Below are 19,104 nucleotides of genomic sequence, written 5' to 3' on the forward strand. Positions count from 1 at the left end.
CCCCCCCCCCCCCCCCCCCCCCCCCCCCCCCCCCCCCCCCCCCCCCCCCCCCCCCCCCCCCCCCCCCCCCCCCCCCCCCCCCCCCCCCCCCCCCGCCCCCCCCCCCCCCCCCCCCCCCCCCCCCCCCCCCCCCCCCCCCCCCCCCCCCCCCCCCCCCCCCCCCCCCCCCCCCCCCCCCACCGCCCCGCAGCCCGCGACGAACCGCTACGCCCCCGCCCGCTCCCGTCCCCTGCGCCCCAGCAATTCCGCCAGCCCTCGCCGGGTGGCCGCCAGCACCACCCGGTCCGAGGCCTGAAGCACATACGTGTCCGGCAGGTCCCACGCCAGTCCCGGGGAGTCCCCGGACTCCTCCCGGGCCAGGACCCGCCAGGAACCCGCTCGGAAGGCCTGACCCACCGTCTTCCCCTCCAGCTGGGGGTGCCCGCCCACGTCCACCGCGGCGAACAGCAGCACCCGCCGCTCGACCGGGAACGCCCCCAGGATCTGCCGGCCCATCATCGCCCCGGCGAAGGCGGGGGCGGCCAGGTGGGAGACGCTCCGGCTGCGGGTGGACGCACGGGGGTGCGCGGCCCGCAGGGTGCGGTACACCGCGGTCGCGAAGTCGTCGTCGTACAGCCGCAGCACCACCCGCAGGTCGGGCCGCACGGCCCGGGCGTACAGGACCGCCTCCAGGTTCGTCGTGTCCGCGCTGGTCACCGCGAGCAGTGCGTGCGCGCGGTGGATCTTGGCGGCCTCCAGGACCCCCTCCTGGGTGACGTCCCCGAGCACCACCGGCACCCGCAGCCGCCGCGCCGTGGCCAGTCCGCGGGCGTCGGGGTCGGACTCGACGCACACCACGGGGATGTTCAGCTCCCGCAGCCGGGTCAGCACCCGGGTGCCGATCTTGCCGAGCCCGAGGAGCACCACATGACCACCGAGGCCCCGAGGCGGTTTGCGCAGGGAGGACGCGGTGCGGAAGGTGCCGAGGGCCTCCAGTACCGCCGCGAGGAGCACCGGAAGGAGCAGCAGTCCGGCGAGTCCGGAAAGGAGCTGGAGGATCTGCCGTCCGACGGACTGGCCGATCGCGGGGTCGTCGATCGCGAACAGGTCGAGCAGCGTCAGATAGAACGCGCGCAGCGGATGGATCCCGGTCACCAGCCACAGCGCGACGGCGAGCGCCACCACGCACGCCACCATCCCGGCCAGCGACCACCGCAGCCGCCGCGAGAACAGCGAGGCGAACCAGGGCATCACCCCCCGCCCGTCGGGCAGCGAGGGCCCGGCGTAGGACACCTGCTCCAGCACGACGGTCGCGCGTCCGCCGCCGTCCCGTACCGCTGCCGCGTCCGGCAGCAGGGTCGGGCCCTGGTCGCCGGCGGCCCCGGTGCTGTCGGTCGGCGAGAGGAGGGCGAGCGTGGCGAGACCCGGATCGGGGCTCACCCCGGCCCCGGCCGGCGGCCGTTCGACCGCCCGCAGCAGCAGGCCGCCGGTCTGCAGGACCTTGCTGGTGCCGGTGAGGGCGGTGGCGGCCAGTGCGGGCGCGGCGGTGTCGGCGTCGGAGAGCACGGTCGTGGAGGCGTCGAAGCCGGTCCCGTCGGCCGGGTCGCCGGAGGCCAACGCGGCGGCCTGGTCGAGGAGTTCCTCGATGTGCTGGCCGAGACGCCGGTTGTAGAGCCGCAGGACCAGCCGCAGCCGGGGGTTGAGGCGGCGGGCGGTGAGGGCGGCGCGGATGTTGGTCTCGTCGTCGTCGTACACGAGCGCGAGCGCGTCCGCGCGTTCCACGCCCGCCTCGGCGAGCGCCGTCTCGCTCGGCTCGGCGGCCTCCATGAGCCGTATGCCGCTCGGGGGTTCACCGGCGGGGACAGGACCGCCGCCGTTGCCGGTCAGGCCGGCGGCGCGGGTCACCACCCGGTCGAGCAGCGCGGACGCGGACCGGGCCCGTACCACCACCGGTGGCCGCACGGACCGTTCGGAGGCCGGGACGACGAGCGTGACCTGCTCGCCGTAGACCCCTCTGAGCTCGGCCGCGAGACGGTGCGCGAGCCCGTCGTCCCCGCACACCACCATGTGCGCGGCCGCGTCGCCCGGCAGCCCTGGACTCTGGTTCGGAACGCTCCCCACGAGGGAGAAGACTGCCTCACCGGGGCGGGTGGTGCCACGGCCGGGTCCCGCGGGCTCGTTCGGACTGCCAAGAATTCCCCAAACCCCCGCGCACTCTGAGCAAACGGACCTTCCCCGCCGTACGCACCAGCAGGGGAACCAGCACCTCACCACCGGAGGGATCCCGGCCGTGGCCGTCATCACCAAAGCACCCCCGCCCACGCGGGACACCGGCGAGGACCGGCGTCCGGCGCCGGACGCGGAAGCGCGGCGCCTCGACTCGCCCCTCGTGCTGACCCTGTTGATGCTGCTGGTGGTGCTGCTCCAGGGGCCGATCCGGGGGGCGCTGGGCGCTCCGGTCATGCAGAGCTGGATGACGGTGTTCGTCGCCGTGCTGGTCCAGGCGCTGCCCTTCCTGGTGCTCGGGGTGCTGCTGTCGGCGGCGATCGCGGTGTTCGTGCCGCCGTCGTTCTTCGCCCGCGCCCTGCCGAAGAACCCCGCTCTCGCGGTGCCGGTGGCCGGGGTCGCGGGCGCGGTGCTGCCGGGCTGCGAGTGCGCGTCCGTGCCGGTGGCGGGCGCGCTGGTCCGACGCGGTGTCACCCCGGCCGCGGCCCTCGCCTTCCTGCTCTCCGCCCCGGCGATCAACCCGATCGTGCTGACGGCGACCGCCATCGCCTTCCCGCGCGATCCCGGGATGGTCGTGGCCCGGCTGGTCGCGAGCCTGCTGGTGGCGTGCGCGATGGGCTGGCTGTGGCTGCGCCTGGGCCGCACGGACCTGCTGAAACCGCCGGCCCGCCACGCGTACGAGGGCCAGAGCAAGGGTGCCGCCTTCTGGGGTTCGGTCCGGCACGACGTGACGCACGCGGGCGGCTTCCTGGTGGTGGGCGCGATGGCGGCGGCGACCCTGAAGGCCGTCGTCCCGCAGACGTGGTTGCGTACGGCGGCGGAGAACCCGGTGATCGCCGTGCTGGCCCTGGCCGCGCTCGCCGTGGTGCTGTCGATCTGCTCGGAGGCGGACGCGTTCGTGGCGGCCTCGCTCACCCAGTTCTCGCTCACCGCGCGGCTGACCTTCCTGGTCGTCGGCCCGATGATCGACCTCAAGCTGTTCGCGATGCAGACCGGCACCTTCGGCCGCGCCTTCGCCCTGCGCTTCGCCCCCGCCACCCTCGCCCTGGCGATCGTGGTCTCGGTCCTGACCGGGCTGGTGATGCTGTGAACCGGCAGGCACAGTCGGCGGTCCTGTTCCTCCTCGGCGCGGCCCTCCTGCACGCGGGCCTCACCGACCTCTACCTCCGCTACGTCAAGGCGGGGCTGCGCCCGCTGGTCCTGGCGGCCGGCGTCGTCCTCATCGTGACGGCGCTGGCGACGGCCTGGTACGAGTGGCGGGCCAAGGCCGGGGAGCAGGACCACGCGCACCGTGAACCCCGCGTCTCCTGGCTCCTGGTCCTCCCCCTCTTCGCCCTGATCCTCGTCGCCCCGCCCGCCCTCGGCTCCTACAGTGCGATGCGCACGGGTACGGCCCTGCAGCAGTCGTACGGCTATATGAAGCTCCCGGCGAGCGGACCCCTGCGGCTCGGTCTCGCCGACTACGCGGGCCGCGCGGTCTACGAGCACGGCCGGGGCCTGGCCGGACGGCAGATCACCATCACCGGGTTCGTCGCCCTGGACCACTCCGGCACGCCCTACCTGGTCCGCATGGCCCTCAACTGCTGCGCGGCGGACGCCCAGCCGGTCAAGGTCGGCCTCACCGGGCAGGTCCCGCCGGTCCTCAAACCGGACGGCTGGCTCCAGGTCACCGGCACCTACACGGCCAAGCGGACCAAGGACACGGTGAACGGCCGCCCGATCCCGTACCTGGAGATCACGGAGGCCAAGCCGGTCCCGACGCCGCACGACCCGTACGACGAGACCTGGAACAACTAGACCTGGAAGAACTAGACCTGGAACAAGTGACGGCCGCGGTCCCCGGCCACCGGTGCGCCCGACCCCCTGATGGCCCTTGCCGTGGCAGGGACCTCCCCCTAGCCTGCATCTGACGACCCATCAGATACCGGCTAGGGGGCAGGCAATGGCCGTCACCACCGAGAGCGGAACCGGAACGGGACCGGGCACCAGGGACATCCCCAAAGTCATCAGCGTGGACGATCACGTGATCGAGCCCGCGCACCTCTTCGAGACCTGGCTTCCGGCGAAGTACCGGGACAGGGGGCCGAAGCCGCTCACCGCCGGCATCGGGGACCTCGCGTACGTCGGCGGGAAGTACCGGTTCACCACCGATCCGGAGGGCCAGCTCACGGACTGGTGGGAGTACGAGGGGGACCTCTTCCCGTACAAGCGGATCATCGCGGCCGTCGGCTTCTCGCGGGACGAGATGACCCTCGACGGGATCACCCGCGAGCAGATGCGGCGGGGCTGCTGGGATCCCAAGGCCCGGGTGGAGGACATGGAGATGAACCATGTCGAGGCCTCCCTGTGCTTCCCCACCTTCCCGCGGTTCTGCGGGCAGACCTTCGCCGAGGCCAAGGACAAGGAGGTCGGGCTCGCCTGTGTGCGCGCCTACAACGACTGGATGGTCGAGGAGTGGTGCGGGGACAGCGGCGGCCGGCTGATCCCGCTGTGCCTGATCCCGCTGTGGGACATCGAGCTCGCGGTCGCGGAGGTCCGCCGCAACGCCGAACGGGGCGTACGGGCCGTCACCTTCAGCGAGATCCCGACTCACCTGGGGCTGCCGTCGATCCACTCCGGCTACTGGGACCCGTTCTTCGCCGCGTGCGAGGAGACCGGGACGGTCGTCAACATGCACATCGGCAGCAGCTCCCAGATGCCGGCCGCGTCCCCGGACGCGCCGCCCGCGGTCCAGGCGTCCCTGTCCTTCAACAACGCCATGGCCTCAATGATGGACTTCCTCTTCTCCGGGGTCCTGGTGAAGTTCCCGCGGCTCAAACTGGCGTACAGCGAGGGCCAGATGGGCTGGATCCCGTACGCCCTGGAACGCGCCGACGACGTCTGGGAGGAGCACCGGGCCTGGGGCGGCGTCAAGGACCTGATCCCGGAGCCGCCGTCGACGTACTACTACCGGCAGATCTTCTGCTGCTTCTTCCGGGACAGGCACGGCATCGAGGCCATCGAGACCGTCGGCGTGGACAACGCGACCTTCGAGACCGACTATCCGCACGTCGACTCGACCTGGCCGCACACCAAGGAGGTCGCGTGGGAGCACGTGGCCGGGCTGTCCGAGGACGTGACCTACAAGCTGCTGCGGGGCAACGCGATCCGGATGCTGGAGCTCGGCTTCGACAAATGAGCCGGTCCCGCGCAGGAAAAGACCCGACCGCTGGCGACGGGGGATGCACCAGCGGTCGGGCTGTGGCCAAGACTAACAAGGCAAAGGGAACAGCGGGAGCGGACTGCTCAGGCGGGTGGAGAAGTTGTGATCGGGATCACGTAATGGGCGTCAACTGCAGGGAGGGTCGTACGAGAGCCGCGGGAGGTATTCCTGCCACTCCTGGCGGGTCAGGACGTTCTCGGTGGTGGCGCAGATGCGGCTGATCGCGTCGTCGACGTCCAGGTCCCACAGCCGGATGGTGTCCGCGCCGCTGGAGATCCCGAGCATGCGGCTGTCGGGGCTGAAGGAGAGGAAGCTGCCGGTCTTGGCGCTGGGGCTCATCGACTGCCCGATGGGGCCGGCCGCGGCCGGGTCGGCCACGTCCCAGAGCCGGACCGTGTTGTCGTTGCCGCCGCTGGCCAGCGTGGAGCCGTCACGGCTGTAGGTCAGCGACACGACCGCCTCGGTGTGCCCGATGAGCGCCTCGCCCGTCCGCTCGGCGTGCGCGGGGTCGGTCACGTCCCACAGCCGGACCACGTCGTCGTTGCCGCCGCTGGCCAGGGTGTGCCCGTCCGGGCTGAAGACGAGCACGTTGACGGGCCCGGTGTGCCCGGTGAGCGGCTTGCGGAGCAGGGCCGGACGGGCCGGGTCCGTGACCTTCCACAGCCGGATCGTGCCGTCCGCGCTGCCGCTGGCCAGGGTGCGGCCGTCCGGGCTGAAGGCAAGGCCGTCGATGTACCCCTTGTGGCCGGCGATCGGGCCGTGGGAGACCGGGTGGGCCGGGTCGGTGACGTTCCACAGCTGAAGGTTGCGGCTGTCGTACGCGGTGGCCAGGGTGCGTCCGTCCGGGCTGAACGCCACTGCGTCCGGACCCATGAACCGGGTGCGCAGCACGAGCGCCGGACCGTAGGGGACGGGGTGGGCCGGGTCGGTGACGTTCCACAGGTGGACCCGGCCGGTGGTGAGCACCGCGAGGGTGCGGCCGTCGGGGGAGAAGAACACCTGGGAGTCCGGGTCGCGGGCCACGGGGGTGAACGGCTTGCCGAGGGCCACGGGCCGGGCCGGGTCCGTCACGTTCCACAGCCGGATCCGCCCGTCCCGGCCGGCCGTGGCGAGCACCTCGCCGTCCCGCCGGAACGCCCCGCTGCTGCCCACCAGGTCTCCCGCCGGGATCGACCACAGCCGCACCTTGCTGTCGCCGCTGCCGGTCGCGAGGGTCCGGCCGTCGGGGCTGAAGCCCAGCGCGTACATCTCGCCGCTCGCCCCGGCCAGGGGCTCGCCGACCTGTGAGGGGTACGCCGGATCGCTCACGTTCCACAGGCTCGCCGTGCTGTCCGCGCTGGCGGCGGCGAGCATGCGTCCGTCGGGGCTGAAGGCCACGGACCAGACGGGACCGCTGTGGCCGGTGAGCGGTGAGCCGACCGGGCCCGGGTGGGCGGGGTCGCTCACGTCCCACAGCCGCACGCTGTCGTCCGCGCTGCCGGTGGCGAGCTCCGTCCCGTCCGGACTGAAGGCCACCGAGTGCACCAGACCGGTGTGCCCCTTCAGCACCTGGTCGTACGCCCGGGGCCGACGCGGGTCGCCGGTGTTCCACAGCCGGACCGTGTTGTCGTCCCCACCGGCCGCCAGGGTGCGCCCGTCGGGGCTCCACGCCACGGAGCGCATTGCGGCGCCGGCCCCGGTCAGGACGGCGGGCGGCTCCTTGGCGTCGCGGGTGTTCCACAGTCGTACGGTGCGGTCCTCGCCGGCGGAGGCCAGCGTGCGCCCGTCCGGGCTGAACGCGATCAGGTAGATGGTGCCGCGGTGGCCGGTCAGGGGAGCGCCGAGGGGCTTCGGCCGGCGGGGGTCGGTGAGGTCCCACCGCCGGATCCTCCCGTCGTCCCCGGCACTGGCCAGCGTTCTGCCGTCCGGGCTGAAGACCGCGCTGCTCACCCAGCTCGTGCCGCCGGTGAGGGGTTCGCCCAGCGCCTTGGGGTGCCGGCGGTCGCCGACGTCCCACAGCCGGACGGTCCGGTCGTAGCTCGCGGTGGCGAGGAGCTTGCCGTCCGGGCTGAACGAGGTGAGGTAGACGGCGCCGGTGTGACCGGTGAGCGGGGTGGCCAGCGGCGCGTTGACGATGGAGATCAGCCGGGTGTTGGTGCCCTCGTCGTCGGGCCTGAGGCGGTGTGCGACCAGGTCGATCCGGGCGGACAGCGACGGATCCGTGGAGTGGACGCGGTCCGCCTCCGCGACGACCTGCTCGAACACGGCGTCGTTGCGCTGCTGCCAGGCGACCACCGCCGACCCGACGGCCACCATCGCGAGGACGACCAGCGCCGACACCGCGCCCCGTGCGATCAGGACCGTACGCCGGCGCAGCCGGACCGAGGCGGCCAGGAACTCCACCGCGCTGCGGGTCAGATAGGTGTCCCCGGCGGACTTCGCCCAGGTGCGCGCCTGTTCGAGCCGCGAACCCCGGTACAGCAGCGAGGAGTCGCGGTTCGAGCCCTCCCAGGAACGGCCGTCCTCCTCGATGCGCTGGCGCAGCAGATGGTCGCTGCGGTCCTCGTCGATCCACTCGCGCAGCCGCGGCCACGCCGTCAGCAGCGCCTCGTGGGTGATCTCCACGGTCTCCGCGTCCAGCGTCACCAGCCGGGCCCGCACCAGGGCCTCCAGCGACTCCTCGGTCTTGCCGGGGTCGGTCGACTCCGCGGCAAGTTGGCGTCGGGTGCCGCGCCGGCGGGTGGCCTGGGTGTCCTCACCGAGCCGCACCAGACGCAGCAGCAGCAGCCGGGCCGCCATACGCGCCGCCGGGTCCAGACCGGACCAGGCCCGCTCGGCGGTGGCCGCGACCGCGCCCTGGATACCGCCGGCCGCGCGGTAGCCGGCCACGGTCAGCCGGCCCGCCTTGCGGCGCTGCCAGGTCGCGAGCAGGGCGTGCGAGAGCAACGGCAGGACGCCCGCGACGTGCGCCCCGCGCGGACCGTCGGCGCTCACCTCGCGCACGATCAGCTCCGCGAGCCCCGGCTCCAGCTCCAGGCCCACGGCCCGGGCCGGACCCGTCACGGCCTCACGCAGCTCCCCGCCGGTGAGCGGCCCGAGGACCATGTGCCGGTGCTGCAGCGCGTCGGCCAGCTCGGGATGGTCGAGGCAGCGCTCGTAGAAGTCGGCGCGGATGCCGAGCAGGACCAGGGCGGGCGCGGGCGTGTCCGGGCCTGCGGGCGTGCACGCGGCGTGCAGCACCTGGACGAACGTACGCCGGACCGTCTCGTCCGAGCAGAGGGTGAACGCCTCCTCGAACTGGTCGACGATCATCACCGGCCGGGCGGCGGCGGCCTCGCGCTGAGCCCACGAGGCGACCGCTTCCCGCACCGCGTGCGCGAATTCGGGAGGATGGTCGATGTCGGGACCGGCGGTCCCGGCGGCGGAGACGACCGGTGCCAGCTCGGGTATACGACAGGTCAGTTCCGCGAGCGGATCGGCGCCCGGCACGAGCTGGAGGATGGCCCGGCCGCTCGCTTCCCCGGCCTGCGCCCCTTCCTCCAGGGCGGTCACCAGACCGGCGTTGAGCAGTGAGGACTTGCCCGCGCCCGAGGCGCCCACGAGCATCACCAGACCGCCGCTGGTCCCGGCCGCCGAGCGGAGCAGCTCCAGGAGTGCCTCCGTGCTGCGTTCCCGGCCGAAGAACCAGCGGGCGTCCTCCCGCCGGTAGGAGGCGAGACCGCGGTACGGGCAGACCCCGGCGGGAGGCTCCGGCGGAGGGCCTTCGTCCTCGTCCGGGGCCAGCGCGCGCTCCCACAGCCGCTGCCACTGGCCGAGGTCGTACAGACCGGCCGAGACGGGGGTGGGACTGATCCGCCGGGCCTCGGGAATGAGGATGTGCAGCACGGCCGCGAGGGCGGTGAACTGAGCGGGCACGTTCCGGGCCCGGCGCCAGTCGCTGATCCGCTGTGCGGACACCCGGACGGGGCGTCCGCGCTCGTCGACGCGCTGGAGTCGGCCGACTCCCTCGGACACCCGCTTGAGGGGCGGATTCCCTGCCTCTCGGTACAACAGGGCGAGACGCTCCGCGAAGGCCGTGCGTGCTCCTGAGTCGGAGCTCAAGGTCTTCCACCCCTAACTTCCCTCGCGGCTGAATCCGGACCGGAAAACCCACTTTATATGGCTGACCTGCGGTAACGCCCTGTCTCCGGCACCGGAACCTCCTCTGTGGGCCCCCTGGCTGGCAGGATCATGACCCTGCGGCGCAGTCATCGGGCGGCGCCATGACAGGCCACCAGTCCGGCGCCCCGCACGCCAACCAGCGCGCCGTACGTTCTCGGCCACATTCCGCTCACGGTCACCCGCTTCCTCCGGTACCGGTCCCCACGAGGGGAGGGACCGGTACCGGACGAAGCGGGACGGTCACAGTGCCGCCCCTACACTTGACCGGACGTTCCGAGGTGACGGGAGAGGGCTGTGGCGAAGGTCGTCGGCGGTTTCCAGGACCCGTCCGGCGAGGTGCTGACCGAGGCGGCCGCGGTGTTCGGACTCCTCGCCTCCTCCGCCCGGCTGCACATCATGTGGGCGCTGTCCCAGGGCGAGAGCGACGTCACCCACCTCGCCGACCGGGTCGGCGGCGCGCTCCCCGCGGTCAGCCAGCACCTGGCGAAACTGAAGCTCGCGGGGCTGGTGCGGTCCCGCCGCGAGGGCCGAAGGCAGATCTATTACATCGACGATCCCGACATCGTGACCGTGGTCCGCGTCATGGTCGGCCAGCTGACCGCCCGGGAGACCTCCCCGGGTCCGTCGGACCGACTGCGCGAGGCCGGTGTCTGAGCAGTCGGGGGGGCGAGGGGAGGACGAGACCTCGTCCGTGGCCGCGCTTCCCAACGGCTCCGGCACCCCTGCCGGTGCTCCCCCGCCCGGTCTTCCCGTCCTACGGGTTCTGCCTTCTGCGGCCGATGGTGGCGGGAGTCTTCTCGAGGTGTTCCGGGGGCTCGGTGCCGGGCCGCGGGGGCTGACCGAGGCGCAGGCCGACGAGCGGGGGGCGCGGTTCGGTGAGAACGCGGTTCCGGACGCCCGGGACCCCTCCTGGCCCCGCCTGTTCGCACGGAGCCTGCGCGACCCCTTCACCGCGGTGCTGCTCTGTCTGGGACTGGTGTCGGCCGCCGTCTTCGCCTGGGGCACCGCCTCGGTGATCCTGCTGCTGGTCGCGGTGAGCTGTGTCCTGCGGGCCTCCGGCGAGCACCGGGCCGGCCGCTCCACGGCGGGACTGCGCGGCCTGGTGGCGACCACCGTCACCGTTCAGCGCCGGGCCGGCCAGGACACGGCCCCGGTCACCCGTGAGATCCCGGTCGAGGAACTCGTCCCCGGCGATGTCGTACGGCTCGGCCCGGGCGACCTGGTCCCCGCGGACGTACGACTGCTGCGGTCGAGCGGACTCACCGTCCACCAATCCGCCCTCACCGGAGAGTCCGCGCCGGTGGAGAAGTCCGCGGAGGACGGGCCGCGGGACGGCGGTGTCCTCCAGGATCCGCGGTACTGCTTCCAGGGCAGCAGTGTCGCCTCCGGCAGCGCCACCGCCGTGGTCGTCGCGACCGGCGGCGACACCCGTTTCGCCGCCGCCCACCGCCGTACCGGAAAACCCCCGGCGACCAACTTCGAACGCTCCGTCCAGGGCGTCTCCTGGATCCTGATCCGGTTCGCGCTGCTGACCCCGCCGCTGGTGCTCATGGCCAACGCCGCCCTGCGCGGACGGGGTCTGGAGACCCTCCCCTTCGCCGTCGCGGTGGCGGTCGGCCTGACCCCGGAGATGCTGCCGGTCCTCGTCACCACCTGCCTGGCCCGCGGCGCCGCCCTGCTGGCCCGTACCCACGGCGTCATCGTCAGACGGCTCCCCGCCCTGCACGACATCGGCGCCATGGACGTGCTGTGCGTGGACAAGACCGGCACCCTCACCCGGGACCGCCCGGTGGTCCACCGGGCCCTGGACGCCGAGGGCCACGACGAGCCCGAGGTACTGCGGTGGGCGGCGGCCGCCGCCTGGTGGTCGCTCCAGCTCGCCGACCTCCCGGCCCCCGACGCCCTGGACGAGGCCCTGCTCACCGCCGCCGACGAGGACACCCTCATGGCGTACGACGGTGTCACGGCCCTCCCCTTCGACCCGGGCCGCCGCCTGGCCACCGTTGTCGTCCGCACCCCCGGCCGCTTCGGCACGCACACCCTGATCACCAAGGGGGCCGTGGACGCCGTACTGCCACGCTGTTCCCTGTCCGACGACGAGCGCTCCCGGCTGCGCGACCTGGCCGACGCCCAGGCCGCGGACGGGCTGCGCGTCCTCGCGGTCGCCACCACCGAACTCGCCGCCGGAGACCGCCCCCGCGAACACGGCCTCGCCTTCCGCGGTCTGGTCACCCTCCGGGACGACCTCGCGCCCACTGCCGCCGAGGCCCTCGCAGGGCTCGCCGGGCGGGGCGTCACCGTCAAGGTCCTCACCGGCGACCACCCGGGCACCGCGGTCCGGGCCTGCCGTGACCTGGGGGTCCCGGTGGCCGGAGTCCTCACCGCCGACCGCCTCGACACCCTCACCGACCCGGAACTGACCGAACTGGCCCGCCGTACGACCGTCTTCGCCCGCTGCACCCCCGAGCACAAGACCCGCGTCACCCGGGCCCTGCAGGCCGGTGGCCACACGGTCGGCTTCCTCGGCGACGGCGTCAACGACCTGCCCGCCCTGCGCACCGCCGACGTGGGCATCGCCCCACACGACGCGGCCGGGGTGACCAGACAGAACGCGGACCTCGTCCTCGCCGGGAAGGACCTCACCGCGATCGGCCACGCGGTCGCCGCCGGCCGTCACGCGGGCGGCAACATCGCCACGTATCTGCGCATCACGCTCTCCTCCAACCTCGGCAACGTGATCGCGATGCTCTCCGCGGGCCTTCTTCTGCCCTTCCTGCCGATGCTCCCGGCCCAGGTCCTCGTCCAGAACCTGTGCTTCGACGCGGCCCAACTGGCCTTCGCCCACGACCGTCCCGCCCCGTCGGCGCTGCGCCGGCCGACCGTCCTGGACCCCCGGGAGCTGCTCCGGTTCATCGTCGGATTCGGTGCCCTGAACGCCGTGGCGGACCTGGCGACCTTCGGGGTCCTGGCCTTCGCCCTGCGGGGGCCGGGCGACGACGAGGCACTGTTCCACTCGGGCTGGTTCACGGAGAACCTGCTGACGCAGGCCGTGGTGATGGTGCTGCTGTCCCTGGGTTCGCTCGGCAGGGGCGGCCGGCGGCCGGGCCCGGTGACCTGGTCGGCCGCCGCACTGGCCGCGACCGGTCTGCTCCTGCCCGCGTCCCCGCCGGGCGCGGCCCTGGGCCTGGGCCCCCTGCCCGGCGTGTACTACGGACTGCTCGCGGCCGTCCTCGCCCTGTACGCCGTGGGTCTGCTGGTGGCGAGGAGGCGCCACGAGCGCCACCGCGCGGGTGTGTTCTCCAGCGACTGAGCGTGTCAGGGGCAGGCGATGTCGAAGCCGTAGCGCAGGGGTTCGTCCGTCACGCCGTGATCGAGCCGGTAGACGTAGACGCCCTCCACCCGCACCCCGGACGGCGCGCCCTCCGTGCGGCAGGGGTACGACACCTGCACGACCCGGGGCCGGCCGGCCACCTTGACCCGCATCCCGTCGGCCGGTCCGCCGTCGAGGACGGCGACCTCCCAGCCGGTCACCTCGGCCGTCTCCACTGTCTCCGCTGCGTCCACGGCGACAGTTTAGAGCTTGCGCAACCGTCCCGGGGGTGGATGCCCGATGCCCGATGCCTGACGGCAGTGGGTCTCACACCGCCGGATGCAGCGCGAACACCCGGGCCGGGAAGCCCGAACCGGCGTACGGCTTGGGCCAGGCGGCGACGACCAGGGCTCCCGACTCGGGGAGCCGGCCGAGGTTGGTCAGCAGTTCGATCTGCCAGCGGTCGCGTCCCAGGACGTACGCCTCCAGGCCGTGGTCGCCCGCGGAGGCGGCGAGGCCCGGGTCCGTGTCCGCCTGCTCATGGCCGATGGCGGTGACACCCGCGTCTTCGAACAGGTACCTCAGGACCTCCGCCGACCAGCCAGGCGTGTGACCGGTCCCCGCCTCGTCCCGGTTGGCCATCGCCTCCGGGTCCGGCCAGCGACGGCTCCAGCCGGTGCGCAGGGCGACGAACGCCCCGGACGGGAACGGGCCGTTGCGGTGCTCCCAGCCCCGTACGTCGTCCAGGGTCGGCGTGGCGTCGGGGTCGGCCTCGACCCGGGCGGTGATGTCGAGCACCGCCAGCGGGAGGATCATCTCCTCGACCGGGATCAGGTCCAGGGTCCGGGCCCCGGCCACGAAGTGTGCGGGTGGGTCGACGTGGGTGCCCCACTGGCCGGCCAGGGTGTAGCGGTGCGCGGTGAAGGCGTCGCCGCGCTCCCGGTCGAAGAGCGTCTCGCGGCGTTCGTCGCCGAAGCCCGCGAAGTGCGGCTGCCCCGGCCGGAAGGCGTGGGTGAGGTCCGTGCGGACCGTGCCCTCGGTCAGCTCGCGGTACGCGGACCACAGCCGGGGCTCGCCGGAGGTCATCCCGCGCTCTCCAGCGCGGGGCGACGGGTGGCCAGGGCGTGCGCGTGCGGGTTCTCGGTGGGCACGCGCTCACCGGGCGCGTCCTCGGCTGTTTCCTCGACGGTCCCGGCCGGAGCCGTGGGCGCCGACGTGTCCTTGCGGCGGGTCATCCCGACGCCCACGAGGACCACGGCCATGCCCAGCGCGACCCGGACGCTCAGGCCCTCGCCGAGGACGACCGCACCGAGGAGCACGGAGACCACGGGCAGCAGGTAGCCGACCACCGCGGCGTTCGTCGCGCCCTCGTCATTGATGATCCGGTACGTGAGGTGGAAGGTGATCGCGGTGCAGAAGACACTGAGGACCAGAGCCGCGGCCACGACCGCCGGGCCGGGGTCGATCGACTCCAGGCCGCCGACCGGCAGCGCGACGGCGGTCAGCCCGCTCGCGGCGACGAGCTGGGCGGCGGAGAGCGAGATGGTGGGGGTGCCCCTGCGCACCAGGGTGCGGCCCATGTAGGTGAAGGCGACGGCGTAGCTGGCGGCCGCGCCGAGAATGGCGAGGGCTCCCCAGCCGGTGGCCCCGGCCGACTGCCACGGGGCGAGGATGACGATCGTGCCGGCGAAGCCCAGCAGCAGGCCCGCCAGGCGGACCGGGCGCAGTCCGCGCTCCGAGCCGAGGGCCAGGCCGAGGGCGATCGACCACAGCGGGGTCGTGGCGTTCAGGACCCCAGCGAGGCCGGAGTCGACGGTCTGCTGGCCCAGGCTGAACAGGGCGAAGGGCAGCGCGTTGCAGAAGAAGGCCGCGACGACGATGTGACGCCAGACGGTGCGGCCGCGGGGCATGCGCCGGCCCGACGCGTAGCAGGCGACGGTGAGGACGAGCGCGCCGAGGAGGCAGCGGATGAACGTGACCTGGAGCGGGGAGAGCCCGCGCAGCGCCAGTTCGATCCAGAGGAAGGTCGAACCCCACAGCAGGGCGAGCACGGCCACCCGCACTCCGCCCCGCAGACTCCGTGTCCCACTGTCACCGTTCACGATGCTTCCTCCATCCGGTAGTCCCCTTCTTCGACGATGCCCCAGCAAATCTGTGAGGACAAGCAAATGGTTCTACCTAGTCTGTTAAGCTGTGCTACATGCTTGACGTGAGGCGCCTCCAGGTTCTGCGTGCGGTGGTCACCAGCGGGACGGTCACCGCGGCCGCGGCCCACCTCGGCTACACACCGTCCGCCGTCAGCCAGCAGGTGGCGGCGCTGGAGAAGCAGGCCGGTACCGCGCTGCTCGAACGGGTCGGGCGCGGGGTGCGGCCCACTCCGGCCGGTCTGCTGCTCACCGAGCACGCGGGGCTGATCAGCTCGGCGGTCGCCCAGGCGGAGAGCGCTCTCGCCGACCTGCGCGCCGGACGCATCGGCACGCTGTCGGTCCATTACTTCGCCACGGCAGGTTCCACGCTGGTCGCCCCGGCCCTGGCCCGGCTCCGCGTGGAACACCCCGGTGTACGGGTCGACCTCGAACTCGCCGATCCCGAGGACTCGTTGCAGGAGGTCGTGCGGGGGCGGGCCGACCTGGCGGTGGTCGTGCAGGCGCGGGGCCGGGTGGCGGACGGCTTCCGCCTGGTCCACCTGCTCGACGATCCGTACGCCGCCGTCCTGCCCCTGGGGCATCCGCTCGCGGACCGGGAGGTCATCGACCTGAACGAGCTGGCCGGGGAGCAGTGGGTCGGCAGCGAACCGCCCGGCCCCTGTCTGGAGCCGGTGATCGACTCCTGCGCGGCGGCCGGTTTCAGCCCCGACTTCGTCATCCGCAGCGCGGACTACGCCACCGCGCAGGGCTTCGTCGCGGCCGGGCTCGGTGTCGGTCTGATGCCGAGGCTGGGGCTGCGCGGCCGGCACCCCGGTGTCGTCGTACGCCCCGTCCGCAACCCCGAACCGGTCCGGGTCATCTCGGCGGTCGCCCGGGAAACCGCCCTGGACCAGCCCGCCCTGCGCGGCCTCCTGTCGGCCCTGAAGGACGCGGCCACCACCGACCCGGCGGCGGACTGATCCGGGGTTCGGGTCGGCGTGCGCTGCGGGGGTGCTGACCTGCGCCCGGACCTGTTGCGTCGGCTCGGGGTGTGGTGGGCGCGTGGGTCGGGTGCTGCGTTTCGGGGCGGCGGTCGCCACGTCCCGGCGGACCGCGTGTGGTCGGCGTGGTCCACCAGCAGCGCAGGGCCGCGGGGTGGGGAGCTGGAGGAGCGACGCAAGACCCTTCGGCCGAACCGCGACGGTGCCGGCCTGTGCCCCGCCGGGCCGGGTGGGGCAGGTCGTCCGGGCCGGAGGTCGTGCTGCCGGGTGCTGATGCGCACCCGGCCGGGGTCCGGCGGTCGTACGGTCAGGCGGTGAGGTTGCCCGTGGTGGTCGTCGCGGCGGCTACGGCGGCCAGGGTCACGACGCTGGAGAAGATCTCCCGGTCGTGCTGACGGGCGCTGACCCGCACCCGGCCGGGCTCCGCGAGGCGCTCGGCCTGCAGCAGGCAGGGGGCGTCCATCTCGGCGTATCTGACGAAGTCCGAGTCCATGCCGGTGACGGCCATCGGGCGCGGGTGCGCGGTGGCCAGCGCGGCCTGGCGGGCGGCCTCCAGGAGGAGCATGCCGGGGGCGTGGTCCACGAGGTGGTCGAAGAGGACGGGGTGGGTGGTGTCGACCCGCAGCTGCCAGTGGTCGGGCCGGTCGGTCGCGGCCAGCACCACGTCCTCGAAACGGTCGCGCCCGAAGGGCGTCAGACCGGCCGGCGGCGGCAGCGGTACGGCGCGCGCGGTGGCCGCGGCGGCGTCGGCGTACGTTCCGCGCAGCCGGTTGTAGACCGTGCGGTCCTGGATGGTGAAGCGCGAGTGGGCGGTGGCCAGGTGGTGTCCGCCCCGCTCGACCTCGACGGTCGCGGATATCGCGGAGGCCCGGTCGCGCCGGTACGTCACCTCGTGGCAGCTGATGTGCAGCTCCAGCCCGGCCGGACCGCCGTCGGCCCGCGAGGCCTCGGGGTCGAGCGTCCAGCTGAAGTCCTTCCACAGCAACTGGTGACCGAACGGCACCTGGTAGGCGCCGTGGGACAGCAGCGGCAGCGTCTGGCGTACCGTCTCGCTGAGCAGGAGCGGGTCGTACAGGCCCAGGCGGCTGACGTAGAACCGGTGGGCGGCAGGCCAGGCGGCCGTCACCGTGAAGGTGTCGGGCCCGGTCCGCCGCCAGCTGCGGAGCAGCATTTCGTCCTGGTTCGTCTTGTGGGTGTAATCGGCCGAAACCGTCTCAAAACGATTCGTGAGGCCGTGGTGAGCGAAGTCGATGGTCATGGTGGTCCCCCCTGATGCGGTGACGTCCGAGTTGGGCACGCGCAGGTGAATCGACGCCGCCGGCGGTGACAAGGCGGCCTCGACGTGAATAAAATAGAGGTCGTTCTTTTTGTTTGTCTACAGGTACTGAGGAGTCTGCCGATGGCACGACAACGGCAGGAACGCGCGGAGCGCACGAGGGCCGCGCTCATCCGCGCGGCCGCAGAGATGTTCGACCAGGTCGGCTACCACGGAGCAGGGCTCAACGCGATCCTGAGAGAGGCCGGAACCACAACCGGAGCCATGTACTTCCATTTCAAGTCGAAGGAGGAACTGGCCCGGGCGGTCATCGTCGAGCAGGCCGCCGAGCTGAAGTGGCCCAGCGGCAAGCAGGGTCTGCAGCAGCTGATCGACGTGTGCCAGTACCTCGCTGTGGAGATGCGCTCCAACGTCCTGTTCCGCGCCGGCGTCCGGCTCGCCGTCGAGCAGAGCGAGGTGAACCTGCTCAACTACTCGATCTACGACTGGTGGGCCGAGCAGTTCGGCGCCCACCTCGCCGAGGCCCGCGACCTCGGCCAACTGCGGCCGGGTGTCGACGAGGCGGCGTTCGCCCAGGTGATCGTCGCCGCGTACACCGGCACGCAGATCATGTCGCGGCTCTCCAGCGCCCGGGGCGACCTGCCCGAACGTATAGAGACCATGCTGCGATGTCTGCTGCCGGCCCTCGCGCCGGCGGAGGTCATCGCCACACTGGAGTTCCCGGAGAACAACGGCGCCCCCGAGGCGCCGCAAGACGCGGACGACGCGGAGGAGACCGCTTCATGAGACCGCTTCGGGTGGTGCTGACCGGCGCGACGGGATTCGTCGGCGGGGCAGTGCTCGACCGGCTGCTGCGCGACCGGGCGGACGGCCGTGACCTGGAGGTGCGCGCCCTCGTACGGACCGTTCCGGCCGACCGCCGGGAGGAGGTGGGTGTGGAGTGGCGGCAGGCGGACCTGTCGGACCCCGCGTCGCTCGACGGGGCCGCGAGCGGTGCCGACGTCCTCGTGCACCTCGCCGCCCGGGTCGACGGCACGCAGGACGAGTGCGAACGGACCAACGTCGGCGGCACCCGGGCCGTCGTCGAGGAGGCCCGGCGGGCCGGGGTGCCGCGCATCGTGCACCTGTCCACAGCGGCGGTCTACGGGCCCGGGCCGCACCGGGGCATCCCCGTCGACGGGGTCACGCCCGCGCCCGTGTCCGCGGCCAGCCGTACCCGGCTGGCCGCCGAGCGGATCGCGCTCGACGCGGGCGCCGTCGTCCTTCGCCCCGGTCTGGTCCTCGGCGCCGGGGACCGCTGGGTGGTGCCCGGCCTGCGCGAACTGCTCCGGCGGGTCCCGGCCCGCTGGGACGGCGGGCGCGGGCAGCTGTCCCTCGTGGCCGTCGAGGACCTGGCGCGGCTGGTCACGGCCCTGGCCACGGCACCGGACGCCGTGCCGTGCGGGGTCTTCCACGCCGGTCACCCGGTGCCGGTGCGCGGCGGCGACCTCATGGCGAGGCTCGCGGAACTGGACGTACTGCCGTCGGCCACCGATGACTGGACCTGGGAGCAGTGCCTGCGGCGGCTCCGGGAGGTGCCCGGCCGGATCAGCGAGCGGCAGTTCGCCCTGCTGGCACTCGACCACTGGTACCGCAGCGAGGAGATCTGGCAGCTCGCGTCCTGCCCGCCGGGCCCCGGCCCACTGGAACGCCTGACCGGGGCGGCTCCCTGGTACCGCGCCCATCTCGCAGCACGCTGAATGGGGGCCTCGCGGCGCCGCTGAACGGCGTGTGCTGCGGTGGCTTGCGCGGGCGTCGCGCGCTGGGCCGGATGGGCGTCGGTCTCGTGGCGGGCACAGTGGGTG

At 73.3% G+C, this 19,104-nt stretch carries 14 protein-coding genes; 8 read left to right on the forward strand and 6 right to left on the reverse strand.

Annotated features, from left to right (window positions below; genetic code table 11):
• Positions 1-204: 204 nt before the first annotated feature.
• Positions 205-2,046 carry an NAD-binding protein gene (locus ACIRP7_RS37935; protein WP_403669564.1) on the reverse strand — a complete coding sequence of 614 codons (1,842 nt, stop codon included), beginning with the start codon at positions 2,044-2,046 and terminating at the stop codon, positions 205-207.
• Between the two features lie 223 nt (positions 2,047-2,269).
• Here ACIRP7_RS37935 and ACIRP7_RS37940 point away from each other — a divergent pair, with 223 nt between their 5' ends.
• The 3 genes from ACIRP7_RS37940 to ACIRP7_RS37950 all read left to right on the forward strand — a co-directional run bounded on the left by ACIRP7_RS37940 (position 2,270) and on the right by ACIRP7_RS37950 (position 5,383).
• Positions 2,270-3,295 (forward strand): permease, encoded by a 1,026-nt coding sequence (locus ACIRP7_RS37940; protein WP_403669153.1) that lies wholly within the window; start codon positions 2,270-2,272, stop codon positions 3,293-3,295.
• On the forward strand, positions 3,292-4,002 hold the full coding sequence (locus ACIRP7_RS37945) for a TIGR03943 family putative permease subunit (RefSeq protein WP_403669156.1): 711 nt from the start codon (positions 3,292-3,294) through the stop codon (positions 4,000-4,002). The genes ACIRP7_RS37940 and ACIRP7_RS37945 overlap by 4 nt, the downstream gene beginning before the upstream one ends.
• Positions 4,003-4,147: 145 nt before the next feature.
• Positions 4,148-5,383, forward strand: a complete 1,236-nt coding sequence (locus tag ACIRP7_RS37950) for an amidohydrolase family protein (RefSeq protein ID WP_403669159.1) — start codon at positions 4,148-4,150, stop codon at positions 5,381-5,383.
• A gap of 150 nt (positions 5,384-5,533) precedes the next feature.
• Here the strand turns inward: ACIRP7_RS37950 and ACIRP7_RS37955 are convergent, their stop codons facing one another.
• Positions 5,534-9,487: an AAA family ATPase gene (locus ACIRP7_RS37955; RefSeq protein ID WP_403669162.1), complete on the reverse strand. Its 3,954-nt coding sequence runs from the start codon at positions 9,485-9,487 to the stop codon at positions 5,534-5,536.
• 354 nt (positions 9,488-9,841) lie between these two features.
• Between ACIRP7_RS37955 and ACIRP7_RS37960 the strand changes: the two genes are divergently transcribed.
• Together ACIRP7_RS37960 and mgtA are read left to right on the forward strand one after the other, a co-directional pair.
• Positions 9,842-10,201: an ArsR/SmtB family transcription factor gene (locus tag ACIRP7_RS37960; protein WP_403669165.1), complete on the forward strand. Its 360-nt coding sequence runs from the start codon at positions 9,842-9,844 to the stop codon at positions 10,199-10,201.
• Between the two features lie 37 nt (positions 10,202-10,238).
• Positions 10,239-12,857: a magnesium-translocating P-type ATPase gene (gene mgtA / locus ACIRP7_RS37965; RefSeq protein ID WP_403669168.1), complete on the forward strand. Its 2,619-nt coding sequence runs from the start codon at positions 10,239-10,241 to the stop codon at positions 12,855-12,857.
• A 5-nt stretch (positions 12,858-12,862) separates the two neighbouring features.
• On the opposite strand, the gene ACIRP7_RS37970 is transcribed toward mgtA, so the two are convergent.
• The 3 genes from ACIRP7_RS37970 to ACIRP7_RS37980 all read right to left on the reverse strand — a co-directional run bounded on the left by ACIRP7_RS37970 (position 12,863) and on the right by ACIRP7_RS37980 (position 14,959).
• On the reverse strand, positions 12,863-13,093 hold the full coding sequence (locus ACIRP7_RS37970) for a hypothetical protein (RefSeq protein ID WP_403669566.1): 231 nt from the start codon (positions 13,091-13,093) through the stop codon (positions 12,863-12,865).
• A 91-nt stretch (positions 13,094-13,184) separates the two neighbouring features.
• On the reverse strand, positions 13,185-13,943 hold the full coding sequence (locus tag ACIRP7_RS37975; RefSeq protein WP_403669171.1) for a cyclase family protein: 759 nt from the start codon (positions 13,941-13,943) through the stop codon (positions 13,185-13,187).
• On the reverse strand, positions 13,940-14,959 hold the full coding sequence (locus tag ACIRP7_RS37980; RefSeq protein WP_403669174.1) for a DMT family transporter: 1,020 nt from the start codon (positions 14,957-14,959) through the stop codon (positions 13,940-13,942). Before ACIRP7_RS37980 ends, ACIRP7_RS37975 begins: the two co-directional genes overlap by 4 nt.
• A 98-nt stretch (positions 14,960-15,057) precedes the next feature.
• Here ACIRP7_RS37980 and ACIRP7_RS37985 point away from each other — a divergent pair, with 98 nt between their 5' ends.
• The gene (locus ACIRP7_RS37985; protein WP_403669177.1) at positions 15,058-15,963 is read left to right on the forward strand and encodes a LysR family transcriptional regulator; all 906 of its coding nucleotides are present in this window, start codon (positions 15,058-15,060) and stop codon (positions 15,961-15,963) included.
• 328 nt (positions 15,964-16,291) lie between these two features.
• Here ACIRP7_RS37985 and ACIRP7_RS37990 read toward each other — a convergent pair whose 3' ends face one another.
• Positions 16,292-17,242, reverse strand: a complete 951-nt coding sequence (locus tag ACIRP7_RS37990; RefSeq protein WP_403669180.1) for a ScbA/BarX family gamma-butyrolactone biosynthesis protein — start codon at positions 17,240-17,242, stop codon at positions 16,292-16,294.
• Between the two features lie 141 nt (positions 17,243-17,383).
• On the opposite strand from ACIRP7_RS37990, the gene ACIRP7_RS37995 reads away from it, so the two are divergent.
• Positions 17,384-18,046, forward strand: coding sequence for a ScbR family autoregulator-binding transcription factor (locus ACIRP7_RS37995; protein WP_403669183.1), 663 nt, complete (start codon positions 17,384-17,386; stop codon positions 18,044-18,046).
• Entirely contained in the window at positions 18,043-18,999 is a 957-nt protein-coding gene (locus tag ACIRP7_RS38000; RefSeq protein WP_403669186.1) for an NAD-dependent epimerase/dehydratase family protein, read from the forward strand. Before ACIRP7_RS37995 ends, ACIRP7_RS38000 begins: the two co-directional genes overlap by 4 nt.
• The last annotated feature ends 105 nt before the right edge of the window (positions 19,000-19,104 follow it).

Source organism: Streptomyces sp. NPDC102270 (assembly GCF_044766405.1).
GTDB lineage: Bacteria > Actinomycetota > Actinomycetes > Streptomycetales > Streptomycetaceae > Streptomyces.